The sequence below is a fragment of the Microbacterium sp. W4I20 genome (assembly GCF_030816505.1).
Lineage (GTDB): Bacteria > Actinomycetota > Actinomycetes > Actinomycetales > Microbacteriaceae > Microbacterium.
Genome location: NZ_JAUSYB010000001.1, coordinates 3,595,422 through 3,608,581, shown reverse-complemented (window position 1 = coordinate 3,608,581; position 13,160 = coordinate 3,595,422). Strand labels below are relative to the sequence as shown.

Sequence of the window (13,160 nt, the reverse complement as noted above, 5' to 3'; positions counted from 1 at the left end):
TCAGACCTCCGAATCGGTCCTGATCGGCACGGCGATCGACTCGGTCAGTGCCTGCTCGTAACGACGCTGACGCCGACGCAGCCACAGCCCACCGACGACGAGGAGCGCCAGCACGATGTAGGCCGTCGCGGCGAAGGGCTGCACGAACAGCGTCGACAGGTTGCCCTGGCTCAACTGCAGCGCCTTGCGCAGGTACTCCTCCCCCATCGGCCCGAGGATCATGCCGACCACGAGCGGAGCCACCGGATAGCCGTACCGTCGCATGAAGTAGCCGAGGACTCCGATGATCGCCAGGATCAGGATGTCGACGACCGCGAAGTTCAGCGCGTAGGCGCCGAAGGCGGCGAACAGCAGGATGCCCGCGTACAGGTACGGCCGCGGGATCTGCAGCAGCTTCACCCACATGCCGACGAGCGGCAGGTTGAGGATGATGAGGATGACGTTGCCGACATACAGGCTCGCCACCAGCGCCCAGACGAGTGCCGGCTGATTCTGGAACAGCTGCGGTCCCGGCTGCAGACCGTACGCCTGGAAGGCGACGAGGATGATCGCCGCCGTCGCGGTCGTGGGCAGGCCGAGCGTGAGCAGCGGGACGAGCACACCGGCCGCCGCCGCGTTGTTCGCGGACTCGGGACCGGCGACCCCTTCGATCGCTCCGCGCCCGAACTCGCTCTTGTGCCGCGAGAGCTTGCGCTCGGTGGCGTACGACAGGAACGTCGCGACGTCGGCACCGCCCGCGGGGATGGTGCCGATCGGGAAGCCGATCGCCGTGCCGCGCAGCCAGGGCTTCCACGAGCGCTTCCAGTCGCTCTTGGTCATCCAGCTGCGCCACCCGCGGGTGACCGGGATCACGTCGACGCCGCCGTGGCGCAAGCGGGCCGCGATGTACAGCGTCTCGCCCACGGCGAAGAGTCCGACCGCGACGAGCACGATGTCGATCCCGTCCGACAGCGGCAGCAGACCCAGCGTGTAGCGCTGCTGTGCCGTGAGGGTGTCGGTGCCCACGAGTCCGAGGAACAGGCCGACGCCGAGCGACAGCATCCCGCGCGGGACGGAGCTGCCGATGAGGGCCCCGACCGTGATGAACGCGATCACGATGAGCGCGACGTAGTCGGCGGGGCCGAGGTTGACGGCGAACTGCGCCAGCACGGGTGCGAGCAGCGTGAGGCCGACGGTGGCGATGGTGCCGGCGACGAACGAGCCGATCGCGGCGGTGGCGAGGGCAGCGGCCCCGCGCCCCAGCTTCGCCATCTTGTTGCCTTCGATGGCTGTGACGATGGATGCCGATTCACCTGGCGTGTTCAGCAGGATGCTGGTGGTCGAGCCGCCGTACATGCCGCCGTAGTAGATGCCGGCGAAGGTGATCAGTGCCGCGGTGGGGTCGAGCGTGTAGGTGAGCGGCAGCAGGAGCGCGACCGTCATCGCCGGCCCGATGCCGGGCAGCACGCCGACCGCCGTTCCCACGAGCACGCCGAAGAACGCGAATCCGAGGTACTGCGGCTGCAGCGCCGTCGCGAAGCCTTCGAGAAGCAGGGTCCAGCTGTCCATCAGAACACCTCCCCGAGCCATCCGAGAGCCGGTCCCCAGGGCAGCGACAGCCCCATCAGGCCGCCGAAGACCACCTGGATCACCAGACTCACACCGAGCCCGATGACGAAGGCCAGCCACCAGCGCTTGGCACCGAGCGCCCACGCGACCACGCCGAAGAGCACGGTGGCCGCCGGGGCCCAGCCGATGAGGTCGATCAGCAGCAGGTGAGCGACCACGGCGCCGACGATCTTGGCGATCGTGAGCCAGTCGGTCTGGGCGTTCGGGTCGATGTCCTCGCCCTCCTCGACCTCCGCGCGCTTTCCGCGCAGCACGTTCACCAGCACGGCCACGGCCGACGCCAGCAGGATGATCGAGACGAAGAGCGGGAAGATCGTGGGCCCGGCTTTCACACCGACCGGGACGTGGATCGTGAAGACCCCCACGAGCGCGAAGACGCCGAGGGCGAGCATGAGGAGAGCGAAGACGAGTTCACCGAGGGGAACCCGCGAGGCGGGCCGAGTCGTCTCGGCCCGCCCGCTCACCCCGAGGATCGGGGTGTTCATGTCAGATCAGTCCGATGTTCTCGAGCGTGCCGGTCACCTCGGTGATGTTGTCCTTCAGGAAGCTGTCGAACTCGTCACCGGTCAGGAAGGCATCCGCCCAGCCCTTGGTCTCGAGCTCGTCCTTCCACGCGCCGGATTCGTGCATCTCGGTGACGATGCGCTCGAGCTCGGCGCGCTCCGCGTCGGAGATCCCGCCCGGAGCGATCACCCCGCGCCAGTTGGTCAGCTCGACGTCGTACCCCTCGTCGGTGATGGTCGGCACGTCGGGCAGCGACTCGACCGGCTCGGCGCCCGAGACCGCCAGCGCCCGCATCGAACCGTCCTCGATGTACTGGAGGAACTCTCCGACCCCGGAGATGCCGGCCGAGACCTTGTCGCCGACGAGGAGCGAGACGGCCTCGCCACCACCGGAGTTGGGTGTGTAGTTGAGCTTCTCCGGGATCTCACCCGCATCGAGGCCGGCGGCTTCGAGGAGGAGGCCGGCGAGGATGTGGTCGGCGCCGCCGGCGGAACCGCCGGTCACCGTCACCTCCTGTCCCTTCTCGACGATGTCCCCGACGAGATCCTCGAGGGTGTCGTACTTGGAGTCCTCCGGCACCACGATGACGAGTGCCTCGTCGGTGAGCCGGGCGATCGGGGTGGTGTCCTCGAGCCGCACGGTCGACGCGTTCGTCTCGATCGCTCCGACCATCACGAGCCCCATGACCATGAGCGTCGCCGGGTCCTTCTCGTTCGCGAGCTGGGCGAGGCCGACGGTGCCGCCCGCGCCGCCGACGTTCGACACCGGGGCTGATCCGACGACCTTGTCTGCGGTCAGGACCTCCGACATCGCGCGTCCGGTCTGATCCCATCCGCCGCCGGGGTCGGCCGGGACGATGATCTTGACATCGTCGATGGCCGCGGCTTCGTCGCCTCCCCCGCCTCCCGACCCGGTGCCTCCGCCCGAACATGCGGTCAATGCCAATGCGGCGGCGGCGAAGACGGCTGTCGCCGCCAGACGTGTGTGCTTCATGTGCGCTCCTCCTTGAGCGTCGGTGTTGCTGTGTCGGATCACTCTGGAGGCGTGAGGGCGGGCTCTCAAGCTTCGGAAACCATTGGTCGCGTTCTGAAACTATTGGTCGCGAACGGCGGCGACCGCGTCTCGCGGGCGGTGCGACCTGCGAGGAGAATGAGCAGGTGGCCTCGAAGATGACGCTCCGGGTGCACCTGCTGCTGTTGCAGGCGCTGATCGTGTTCCTGGTGACCCTGGCGACCGGCATCGTCGCCGGCGCGTTCCAGGAGCATGCTCTCCGCGAGGCCTACAAGGAGCGAATGCAGGCGGTCGCACAGTCGGTCGCCGCGCTGCCCCCGGTGCGGGCCGCCTTCGACGACGCGGACCCCGCCGAGGCCATCCAGCCCATCGCGGAGGTCATTCGCGAAGCATCCGATCTCGCGTACGTCGTGGTCGCCGACGAGGACGGCATCCGCTATTCGCATCCGAATCCCGACCGCATCGGCGAGAAGGTGTCGACCGACCCGTCCATCCCCCTCTCCGGCGAGATCTATGTCGGCACCCAGACGGGGACGCTCGGCACCTCGTGGCGGGTGAAGGTGCCGATCCGCGACGACGACGGCGTCGTCATCGGCACAGCTTCCGTGGGCATCCTGGAATCCGAGCTCAACGAGGAGTTCACGGCCAACCTCTCCTGGCTCATCTCGGCCATGCTCGCCGCCGCTGTGCTGGGGGTGTTCGGCTCTGCGTGGGTGACCTCCGTGATCCGGCGTCGCATCTATCGGCTCGAGCCGCACCAGATCGCGGCGCTGGTGAAGAACCAGGAGACGACTCTGCATCGCTTGAGCGAGGGCGTCATCACGGTGAACGGTGCCGGTCGCATCACGCTCGCCAACGACGCCGCGGCGCGACTCCTCGAGCGCAGCGCCGAAGAGCTCGACGACGCCGTCGCCGCCGACGTGCTCGACGCACCCCTGCTGGCGGTGCTGCACGAGGGAGAGGATGCCGGGCGGCCGGTGATCGTCGGCTCGCATGTGCTCGTCGCCCGCAGTACCGGAAGCCGCCACGACGGCGCCGATGTCGAGGCCACGCTGTTGCTGCGCGACCACACCGAGCTGCACGACGTGGTGCGGCGGGTCGAAGCGGCCGATGCCATCATCGCGTTCCGCCAGCGGTTCGGCCTGCCGAAGGGTCTGAGTGCCGAGACGCTCGATCGCGTCGCCGCCGCCCTCACCGCCCGCCCCGATGCGTCGGCCACCGAGATCGGCGACGACGTGCAGATCTCCCGGGTCAGCGCGCGTCGCTATCTCGAGCACCTCGCGAGCTCCGGCAGGGCGATCCGCACGCTCGACTACTCGACGAAGGGGCGTCCGAGCACGCGCTACCGGGCGAACGACGTAGTCTGATCGGCGTCGCGGCTTCGCATTCGCGCCCTGGTACGCGATGCCGCCCTGTGCGACACTGAATGCCAGCGCGCGCCGCCGCCGCCTCACCCGGATCGAAGGAGATCTCATGGTTCGCAGCACCTACCCGGATGCGGAGATCCCCGCGGTCTCGGTGTACGAATACCTCTTCGGCGATCTCGACGAGACCCGACTCGACGCGACCGCGCTCGTCGACGGCACCAGCGGCGCCGAGACGACCTATCGGCAGCTGATCGCCCAGATCGACCTGTTCGCCGGCGCTCTCGCCGCGCGCGGGGTCGCCGTCGGGACGCGCGTCGGCGTGCTGTGCCCGAACATCCCGGCGTTCGCGACGGTCTTCCACGGCATCCTGCGCGCAGGGGCCACCGCGACCACGATCAACTCGCTCTACACCCCCGACGAGGTCGCCAATCAGCTCACCGACGCCGAAGCGGACTGGCTGATCACCGTGTCACCGCTCCTCCCCGGCGCGGAGGCGGCGGCCGCGAAGGTCGGGATCGCCGCCGACCACCTCATCGTCCTCGACGGTGTCGAAGGGCATCCGTCCCTTGCCGCGCTGCTCGGCGAAGGGAACGCCGCCCCCTCTGTGACGTTCGATCCGGACGAGCACCTCGCGGTGCTGCCGTACTCGTCGGGCACGACCGGGCGCCCCAAGGGCGTCATGCTCACGCACCGCAATCTCGTCGCGAACGTGAGCCAGTGCCAGTCGACGATCTCACTGGCCGACGACGACCGCGTCCTGGCGGTGCTCCCCTTCTTCCACATCTACGGCATGACGGTACTGCTCAACTTCGCGCTGCGACAGCGGGCGGCCCTGGTGACGATGCCGCGGTTCGATCTCATCGACTTCCTGCGGGTGGTCGCCGAGCACCGCACGACCTGGGTGTTCATCGCCCCGCCGATCGCGGTCGCGCTGGCGAAGCATCCGTTGGTCGACGAATTCGACCTCTCGGCGGTCAAGGTCATCTTCTCGGGTGCGGCTCCGCTCGACGGCGCCCTCGCCTCCGCGGTGGCGACCCGGCTGAACTGCACCGTCTGCCAGGGGTACGGCATGACGGAGACCAGCCCCGTGACCCATGCCATCCCCGCCGACCGCGACGACATCGACCGCTCCTCCGTCGGACTGCTGCTCCGCAGCACCGAGGCGCGACTGATCGACGCGGAGACCGGCGTCGACGTGACCGTGCCGGACGAGGGCGCGAGCGAACCGGGCGAGCTGCTCATCCGCGGCCCGCAGGTCATGAAGGGCTACCTCAACCGTCCGGATGCGACGGCGCAGATGCTCGATGCCGACGGCTGGCTGCACACCGGCGACGTCGCCACCGTGACCCACGACGGGGTGTTCCGGATCGTCGACCGACTCAAGGAGCTCATCAAGTACAAGGGCTACCAGGTCGCGCCCGCGGTTCTCGAGGCCGTGCTGCTGGAGCATCCGTCCATCGCCGACGCCGCGGTCATCGGCGTGCACGACGACGACGGTCAGGAAGTCCCGAAGGCGTTCGTGGTGCGGCAGGCGGATGCCGATCTCGACGCGGATACCGTCATGGCGCACGTGGCCGCCCACGTCGCACCGCACGAGAAGGTGCGGCAGGTCGAGTTCATCGACGCGATCCCGAAGTCGGCGTCGGGGAAGATCCTCCGCAAGGACCTCCGCGCCCGCTGACCTCGCCCGCCCTGGCCCCCGACTTCTGCGGCCGATCCGAACTTCTGCGGCCATCTGTCGGCCGATCGGCCGCAGAAGTTCGGGATGGCCGCAGAAGTTGTCCCGGCAGCAGCGGCAGAACCGGCCCAGAAACGACGAAGCCCGCCACCCCGGATGGGGCGGCGGGCTTCGTCGTGAGAGGTGCTTACTTCTCGACAGCGTCCTCGGCGGCAGCCTCGGCTGCTTCGCCCTCGGCCTGCGACTCGGCACCGGCGTCAGCCGCGGGTGCCTCCTCGACAGCGGCGTCCTCGGCGGGAGCCTCCTCAGCGGGAGCCTCCTCGACGACCTCGGCCGGCTTGTCGGCCTTCGAAGCGGCGGCAGCCGTCTTCTTGGCGGACTTCGGCTTCGGGTTGACCGGCTCGAGGACGAGCTCGATGACAGCCATCGGAGCGTTGTCGCCCTTGCGGTTGCCGACCTTCGTGATGCGGGTGTAGCCGCCCTCACGGTCGGCGACGAGCGGTGCGATCTCGGTGAAGAGAGTGTGCACGACGCTCTTGTCACCGATGACCGACAGCACGCGACGGCGTGCGTGCAGGTCGCCGCGCTTGGCGAAGGTGATCAGTCGCTCGGCGAGCGGACGCAGGCGCTTGGCCTTGGTCTCGGTCGTCTTGATCGACTTGTGGGTGAAGAGAGCCGCCGCGAGGTTGGCAAGCAGCAGACGCTCGTGGGCGGGGCCGCCTCCGAGGCGGGGACCCTTGGTGGGCTTAGGCATGATCTAACTCCTGGTCGGAAGGTCGGGTTTCAGAAGGACTCGTCTTCGCTGCCGCCGTAGAAGTGGGCGCCGTCGAAACCGGGCACCGAATCCTTGAGCGACAGACCGAGCGAGATGAGCTTGTCGCGCACCTCGTCGACCGACTTCTGGCCGAAATTGCGGATGTTCATGAGCTGCGTCTCCGACAGGGCGACGAGCTCGGAAACAGTGTTGATGCCCTCACGCTTCAGGCAGTTGTACGACCGGACCGAGAGGTCGAGGTCTTCGATCGGCATCGACAGCTCGCTGGAGTTCACTGCCTCCACCGGTGCCGGACCGATCTCGATGCCCTCAGCCTCGACGTTCAGCTCGCGGGCGAGACCGAACAGCTCGGTGAGCGTCTTCGCAGCCGAAGCGACAGCGTCGCGCGGGCTGATCGACGACTTGGTCTCGACGTCCAGGACGAGCTTGTCGAAGTCGGTGCGCTCACCGGCACGAGTCGCCTCGACGCGGTAGCTGACCTTGAGGACCGGCGAGTAGATCGAGTCGATCGGGATCTGACCGGCCTCGGCGTACTCGTTGCGGTTCTGCGTCGCGGAGACGTATCCACGGCCGCGCTCGATCGTGAGCTCGAGCTCGAACTTGGCGGTCTCGTTGAGCGTCGCGATGACGAGCTCGGGGTTCTGGACCTCGACACCGGCCGGAGCCGAGATGTCAGCGGCGGTCACTTCGCCCGAACCGGTCTTGCGCAGGTACGCGGTGATGGGCTCGTCGCGCTCCGACGAGACCACGAGCTGCTTGATGTTGAGGATGATCTCGGTGACATCCTCCTTCACGCCGGGGATGGTGCTGAACTCGTGCAGCACGCCGTCGAGACGAACGCTGGTGACTGCGGCACCGGGGATCGACGACAGCAGGCTGCGACGCAGCGCGTTGCCGATCGTGTAACCGAAGCCGGGCTCGAGAGGCTCGATGATGAACCGGCTACGGTTCTCGACGATCTTTTCCTCGGTCAGTGTGGGACGCTGTGCAATGAGCACTCTGTGTTCCTTTCGATCACATGCCCGCTATATGACATGTGGTGTGGTGAGGTCTTCAATTGTGGAAGTCGATGCCCGACCCCTGAGCATGGCCCAGGGCGGGCGTCGAGCCGCTCGGACCCCGGAGGGCCGAGCGGCTCGACTAAGCCGGATCAGACGCGGCGACGCTTCGGCGGGCGGCAGCCGTTGTGCGCCTGCGGGGTGACGTCCGAGATCGAGCCGACCTCGAGGCCGGCGGCCTGAAGCGAGCGGATCGCGGTCTCGCGGCCGGAGCCCGGACCCTTCACGAAGACGTCGACCTTCTTGACGCCGTGCTCCTGCGCCTGACGCGCAGCAGACTCGGCAGCAAGACCTGCGGCGTACGGGGTCGACTTGCGGGAGCCCTTGAAGCCCACGCCACCCGACGATGCCCAGCTGATGACAGCACCGGACGGGTCGGTGATCGAGACGATCGTGTTGTTGAACGTCGACTTGATGTGGGCCTGGCCCAGCGCGATGTTCTTCTTTTCCTTGCGGCGCGGCTTGCGCGCGGCGGCCTTGGGTGCAGCCATGAAAATGTTCTCCTAGTCCCTGAGGCCGCGTTTAGCGGGCCTTCTTCTTGCCGGCGACGGTGCGCTTCGGGCCCTTGCGGGTACGGGCGTTGGTCTTGGTGCGCTGACCACGGACCGGGAGACCACGACGGTGGCGGATGCCCTCGTAGGAGCCGATCTCGACCTTGCGGCGGATGTCTGCGGCGACCTCGCGACGGAGGTCACCCTCCACCTTGTAGTTGCCTTCGATGTAGTCGCGGAGGACGATCAGCTGGTCGTCGCTGAGGTCCTTCACGCGGATGCTCTCGTCGATCTCGGTCGCCTTGAGGATCTCGACCGAGCGGGTACGGCCGACGCCGTAGATGTAGGTAAGGGCGATCACCACGCGCTTGTCGCGCGGGATGTCAACGCCGGCAAGACGTGCCATGCGGTTCTCCTGGATGTAGTGGAGGTATGGAACAGGATCGGTGCCCGGGCCTCCGCCCCGAGGTGTCCCCCGCTTTCACGGGATCTGATCCTGCCGTTTCGTATTGAGTTGTGAGATGTGCGCGAGCAGTGCCGCGCAGCGCAGGTCAGCCCTGGCGCTGCTTGTGACGCGGGTTGCTCTTGCAGATCACCATGACGCGGCCGTGGCGGCGGATCACCTTGCAGTGATCGCAGATCGGCTTGACGCTCGGGTTGACCTTCATGATGTTTCCTTATCGCTGTCTTCGTACCGCCCCGGAACCGAGGCAGGCCGTTACTTCTCGACCGATCAGCGGTAGCGGTAGACGATACGGCCGCGGGTGAGGTCGTAGGGGCTGAGCTCCACGACCACGCGGTCTTCGGGGATGATGCGGATGTAGTTCTGCCGCATCTTGCCGGAGATCGTTGCAAGGACCTTGTGTCCGTTGCTGAGCTCAACGCGGAACATCGCGTTGGGCAGAGCCTCGGAGATCACGCCCTCGATCTCGATGACACCGTCTTTCTTAGCCATAGCCTCGCTGACGCTTCTGCAGACCGGTCGATCTGCGGTGGGTGGGTGGTGTGTGATGCCGAACCGATCGGACACGCCGAATCAAGGCACAAGGCACCAAAGATCTATGTTAGACCCTCTGTGGCCGTCCGGCAACTTGAGCCGGATGCGCGAGTCAGCAGATCCGGGTCAACCGAGCAGATCGGTGAACGTCTTCATGTCGGCGGGGTTCTGCAGGTCCAGCCGGGTGCCGTTGACCTCGACGGTCGGCGTACCGCGGATGTCGTTGCTCTTCGCCTGCGCGGCGCCGAACTTCCGGTAGGTCTCATCGGTGATGCACTCGACGGAGTCATCCGCGCCGACCTGCGTGGCCATTGCCGCGAGCTCGTCCGTCGTGAGACCGGAAGAGTTCTCTGCGGGCTGGTTCGCGAACAGCGCCTTGGCGTAGTCGAGGTAGAGCTCCGGGTTCGACTCGGCGACGCACACAGCGGCGCCCGCGGAACGAGACGAGTACTCGGTGCCCTGCGAATAGCGGTCGAGGATCGCGATCGGGTGGTACTCGAGAACGATGCTGCCGTCTTCAGCCTTGGACTCGAGCGCGGCACCGTACTGGTCCTCGAAGCTCTTGCAGACGGGGCACTGGAAGTCGACGAAGACCTTGACCTCGTCCTCGGCCTTGCCGTCACCGACGGTGACCGCACCCGTCTCGGAGTTGAAGGTCTGGTTGCTGCCAGGCGTCGCACCAGGGCTCGTGGCCTGGTTGTTGAGGAACACCACGAGTCCGCCGAGAACGACGAGGATGACGACGACGGCCGCCGATACCCCGATCGCGAACCAGTTCGTGTTGCTCTTCGCCGCTGCCATTACTTTCCGATCTCTCGAGGCTCGACCCCGAACGGGGCGAGTCCGGCTTTTCCGCCATCGGGCGCAGTCAGCACCCAGATACCCCCATCATGCCGGGCCACGCTATGTTCCCAATGTGAGCCGTCAGTGCCGTCGACGGTGGTGACGGTCCAGTCGTCGTCCTCGACGTAGGTGGCCTCGCCACCCGCGGTGACCATGGGTTCGATCGCCAGCACGAGGCCGGGCTTGATCTCTTCGCCCCGGTCCGGCGTGCGGTAGTTGAAGACGCTGGGGGCCTCGTGCATCTTGCGTCCGATGCCGTGGCCGACGTACTCGCGGAGGATGCCGTACGGCTCCCCCGACACCGCGGACAGCCCCTGAGATTCGATGTAGCCCTGGATCGCGGCGCCGATCTCGTCGATGTACGACGCCGACGCCATCGCGGCGATCCCGGCCCACATCGACCCCTCGGTCACCCGCGACAGCTCCTCGCGCTGTGCGACGAGCTGCGGGCGCTCCGGGTCGGGTACGACCACGCTGATGGCGCTGTCGCCGTTCCATCCCTGGAACTGTGCGCCGCAGTCGACCGAGACGATGTCGCCGGCCTGCAGCACCCGCTCCCCCGGGATCCCGTGGACGACCTGCTCGTTCACCGACACGCAGATGGTGTGGTGGTAGCCGCGCACGAGCTGGAAGTTCGACTCCGCCCCGCGCTCGACGATCGCGCGATTCGCGGCCTCATCGAGTTGGAGCGTCGTGATTCCCGGACGGATCAGCGGGCGCACGGCGTCGAGCGCCGCCGCCGTGATGAGCCCGGGCTCGACCATGGCCTTCAGCTGAGCCGGGGTCTTGTAGATCGACCGGCGGAACATCACACGAGCCTCAGGCCGCGAGGCGCAGGCCGCGAGCGGCCAGGGCCGCCGAGATGCGCTCGGTGATCTGATCCAGCGAGCCCACGCCGTCGATGCGGTCGACGATGCCCTTAGCGCCGTAGACCTCGATGATCGGGGCCGTCTCGTGCTCGTAGATGTCGAGACGGTGCGCGATGGCCTCGATGGTGTCATCCGATCGCCCCTGCTCGGAAGCACGCAGCGCGAGGCGCGACATGCTCTCGTCACGCGGCACGTCGAGCACGATGACCGCGTCGAGCGACTCGCCCCGGCCCGCCAGGAACTCCTCGAGGTGCGCCACCTGGGCGACGTTGCGCGGGTACCCGTCGAGCAGGAAACCGTTCGCGGCATCCGCCTGAGCCAGGCGATCGCGCACGATCTCGCTCGTCAGCTCATCCGGCACGAGATCACCCGAGTCGAGGATGGCCGTGACCTGCTGGCCGAGCGGCGTCCCCTCCTTGATGTTCGCGCGGAACATGTCTCCGGTCGAGACGACCGGGATGCCGTAGGTCTCGGCGATGCGCACGCCCTGCGTGCCCTTGCCCGAGCCCTGCGGGCCGACGATGAGAAGACGTGCGGATGAGGTCACCGGAGGAGCCCTTCGTAGTGACGCTGCTGCAGCTGTGCATCGATCTGCTTGACCGTCTCGAGGCCGACGCCCACGATGATCAGGATCGATGCGCCACCGAACGGGAAGTTCTGGTTGGCGCCGACGGTGGCCAGGGCGATCAGCGGGATGAGCGCGATCAGGCCGAGGTACAGCGAGCCGGGAAGCGTGATGCGGGTGAGGACGTAGTCGAGGTACTCGGCCGTCGGGCGTCCTGCGCGGATGCCGGGGATGAAGCCGCCGTACTTCTTCATGTTGTCGGCGACCTCGACCGGGTTGAACGTGATCGCGACGTAGAAGTAGGTGAACCCGATGATCAGCAGGAAGTACGCCGCCATGTACACGGGGTGGTTGCCGGTCGTGAAGTTCGCGCTGATCCACGTCACCCAGGGTGCCGGCACGGAGCCGTCCTGAGGCGTGTTGAACTGCGCGATCAGCGCCGGGATGTAGAGCAGCGACGAGGCGAAGATCACGGGGATCACACCCGCCATGTTCACCTTGATCGGGATGTAGGTGTTGGTGCCGCCGTAGGTGCGGCGTCCGACCATGCGCTTGGCGTACTGCACGGGGATACGGCGCTGCGATTGCTCGACGAAGACGACGAGACCCATCACGATGATGCCGACCGCGAGTACCAGGAGGAACACCTCGAAGCCCTTGGTCTGCCAGATGAGACCCATGGCGCCGGGGAAGGTGGCGGCGATCGACGTGAAGATCAGGAGCGACATGCCGTTGCCGATGCCGCGCTCGGTGACGAGCTCGGCGAACCACATGATCAGGCCGGTGCCGGCGGTCATCGCCATGATGATGAGCAGCTGCGCCCACCAGACGTCGTTGGTCAGCAGCTGCTGGCAGGCGGCGAGATCGGTCGAGCCGAAGAGCTGACCGCTGCGCGCGACCGTGACGAGCGTGGTCGACTGGAGCAGAGCGAGCGCGATGGTGAGGTACCGCGTGTACTGGGTGAGCCGCGCCTGACCGGCCTGGCCCTCCTTGTGCAGTGCCTCGAAGTGCGGGATGACCACACGCAGCAGCTGCGTGATGATCGTCGCGGTGATGTACGGCATCACTCCGAGCGCGAAGATCGAGAGCTGGAGGAGCGCGCCACCGGAGAAGAGGTTGACGAGCCCGAGGAGGCCGTCGGCGCCGTTGTTGGCCGCCAGACACTCTTCGACGTTCGGGAAGTTCACGAACGGTGCGGGGACGTTGGACCCGAGTCGGTAGATCGCGACGATGGCGAGAGTGAAACCGATCTTCCGACGCAGGTCGGGCGTGCGGAAGATCCGCGCGATGGCGCTGAACAAGAACGTTCCTCCTGAAAAGTTGCCGATTCCCGAAGGACGGCTGAAAGACCAGGGTAACCCATCCGGGAACCCCGGACTGCGTGGGCCGAACCT

At 67.1% G+C, this 13,160-nt stretch carries 15 protein-coding genes; 2 read left to right on the top strand and 13 right to left on the bottom strand.

Translation table 11 applies throughout. The features are described from left to right. Genes QFZ21_RS17540 through QFZ21_RS17530 form a run of 3 tightly spaced genes read right to left on the bottom strand, consistent with a single transcriptional unit; the run spans position 1 to position 3,105 of the window. On the bottom strand, positions 1–1,548 hold the full coding sequence (locus QFZ21_RS17540; protein WP_307380111.1) for a tripartite tricarboxylate transporter permease: 1,548 nt from the start codon (positions 1,546–1,548) through the stop codon (positions 1–3). Beyond that, positions 1,548–2,093, bottom strand: coding sequence for a tripartite tricarboxylate transporter TctB family protein (locus tag QFZ21_RS17535; RefSeq protein ID WP_307380109.1), 546 nt, complete (start codon positions 2,091–2,093; stop codon positions 1,548–1,550). Before QFZ21_RS17535 ends, QFZ21_RS17540 begins: the two co-directional genes overlap by 1 nt. Before the next feature lies 1 nt (position 2,094). Further along, positions 2,095–3,105, bottom strand: a complete 1,011-nt coding sequence (locus QFZ21_RS17530; RefSeq protein WP_307380107.1) for a tripartite tricarboxylate transporter substrate binding protein — start codon at positions 3,103–3,105, stop codon at positions 2,095–2,097. A gap of 164 nt (positions 3,106–3,269) precedes the next feature. On the opposite strand from QFZ21_RS17530, the gene QFZ21_RS17525 reads away from it, so the two are divergent. Next, positions 3,270–4,490, top strand: coding sequence for a PAS domain-containing protein (locus tag QFZ21_RS17525; protein WP_307380105.1), 1,221 nt, complete (start codon positions 3,270–3,272; stop codon positions 4,488–4,490). Between the two features lie 106 nt (positions 4,491–4,596). Beyond that, entirely contained in the window at positions 4,597–6,171 is a 1,575-nt protein-coding gene (locus QFZ21_RS17520) for an AMP-binding protein (RefSeq protein WP_307380103.1), read from the top strand. Positions 6,172–6,355: 184 nt separating this feature from the next. Here the strand turns inward: QFZ21_RS17520 and rplQ are convergent, their stop codons facing one another. The 10 genes from rplQ to secY form a co-directional block, all read right to left on the bottom strand. After that, positions 6,356–6,922: a 50S ribosomal protein L17 gene (gene rplQ, locus QFZ21_RS17515; RefSeq protein WP_307380101.1), complete on the bottom strand. Its 567-nt coding sequence runs from the start codon at positions 6,920–6,922 to the stop codon at positions 6,356–6,358. A 29-nt stretch (positions 6,923–6,951) separates the two neighbouring features. Beyond that, a complete protein-coding gene (locus QFZ21_RS17510) occupies positions 6,952–7,941 on the bottom strand; it encodes a DNA-directed RNA polymerase subunit alpha (protein ID WP_120773743.1) in 990 nt (329 codons plus the stop codon). A 152-nt stretch (positions 7,942–8,093) separates the two neighbouring features. Then, positions 8,094–8,492: a 30S ribosomal protein S11 gene (rpsK, locus tag QFZ21_RS17505; RefSeq protein WP_046013422.1), complete on the bottom strand. Its 399-nt coding sequence runs from the start codon at positions 8,490–8,492 to the stop codon at positions 8,094–8,096. 31 nt (positions 8,493–8,523) lie between these two features. Continuing rightward, positions 8,524–8,898 (bottom strand): 30S ribosomal protein S13, encoded by a 375-nt coding sequence (gene rpsM, locus QFZ21_RS17500; protein WP_036276001.1) that lies wholly within the window; start codon positions 8,896–8,898, stop codon positions 8,524–8,526. 145 nt (positions 8,899–9,043) lie between these two features. After that, positions 9,044–9,160, bottom strand: coding sequence for a 50S ribosomal protein L36 (rpmJ, locus tag QFZ21_RS17495; protein WP_005050492.1), 117 nt, complete (start codon positions 9,158–9,160; stop codon positions 9,044–9,046). 65 nt (positions 9,161–9,225) lie between these two features. Continuing rightward, positions 9,226–9,447, bottom strand: coding sequence for a translation initiation factor IF-1 (gene infA, locus QFZ21_RS17490; RefSeq protein WP_017201569.1), 222 nt, complete (start codon positions 9,445–9,447; stop codon positions 9,226–9,228). A 168-nt stretch (positions 9,448–9,615) separates the two neighbouring features. Beyond that, positions 9,616–10,290: a thioredoxin domain-containing protein gene (locus QFZ21_RS17485; protein ID WP_307380098.1), complete on the bottom strand. Its 675-nt coding sequence runs from the start codon at positions 10,288–10,290 to the stop codon at positions 9,616–9,618. Further along, the gene (map, locus tag QFZ21_RS17480) at positions 10,290–11,141 is read right to left on the bottom strand and encodes a type I methionyl aminopeptidase (RefSeq protein WP_307380096.1); all 852 of its coding nucleotides are present in this window, start codon (positions 11,139–11,141) and stop codon (positions 10,290–10,292) included. The genes QFZ21_RS17485 and map overlap by 1 nt, the downstream gene beginning before the upstream one ends. A 10-nt stretch (positions 11,142–11,151) precedes the next feature. Continuing rightward, complete coding sequence (locus QFZ21_RS17475) at positions 11,152–11,748, bottom strand: adenylate kinase (RefSeq protein ID WP_307380094.1); 597 nt, start codon at positions 11,746–11,748, stop codon at positions 11,152–11,154. Further along, positions 11,745–13,067: a preprotein translocase subunit SecY gene (gene secY / locus QFZ21_RS17470; protein ID WP_307380093.1), complete on the bottom strand. Its 1,323-nt coding sequence runs from the start codon at positions 13,065–13,067 to the stop codon at positions 11,745–11,747. Before secY ends, QFZ21_RS17475 begins: the two co-directional genes overlap by 4 nt. Positions 13,068–13,160: the final 93 nt, after the last annotated feature.

Bases quoted from the DNA above. Each gene is read 5' to 3' on its own strand.
- QFZ21_RS17540 (WP_307380111.1), bottom strand. From the start codon at position 1,548: ATGGACAGCTGGACCCTGCTTCTCGAAGGCTTCGCGACGGCGCTGCAG.
- QFZ21_RS17535 (WP_307380109.1), bottom strand. From the start codon at position 2,093: ATGAACACCCCGATCCTCGGGGTGAGCGGGCGGGCCGAGACGACTCGG.
- QFZ21_RS17530 (WP_307380107.1), bottom strand. From the start codon at position 3,105: ATGAAGCACACACGTCTGGCGGCGACAGCCGTCTTCGCCGCCGCCGCA.
- QFZ21_RS17520 (WP_307380103.1), top strand. From the start codon at position 4,597: ATGGTTCGCAGCACCTACCCGGATGCGGAGATCCCCGCGGTCTCGGTG.
- rplQ (WP_307380101.1), bottom strand. From the start codon at position 6,922: ATGCCTAAGCCCACCAAGGGTCCCCGCCTCGGAGGCGGCCCCGCCCAC.
- rpsK (WP_046013422.1), bottom strand. From the start codon at position 8,492: ATGGCTGCACCCAAGGCCGCCGCGCGCAAGCCGCGCCGCAAGGAAAAG.
- rpsM (WP_036276001.1), bottom strand. From the start codon at position 8,898: ATGGCACGTCTTGCCGGCGTTGACATCCCGCGCGACAAGCGCGTGGTG.
- rpmJ (WP_005050492.1), bottom strand. From the start codon at position 9,160: ATGAAGGTCAACCCGAGCGTCAAGCCGATCTGCGATCACTGCAAGGTG.
- infA (WP_017201569.1), bottom strand. From the start codon at position 9,447: ATGGCTAAGAAAGACGGTGTCATCGAGATCGAGGGCGTGATCTCCGAG.
- QFZ21_RS17485 (WP_307380098.1), bottom strand. From the start codon at position 10,290: ATGGCAGCGGCGAAGAGCAACACGAACTGGTTCGCGATCGGGGTATCG.
- map (WP_307380096.1), bottom strand. From the start codon at position 11,141: ATGTTCCGCCGGTCGATCTACAAGACCCCGGCTCAGCTGAAGGCCATG.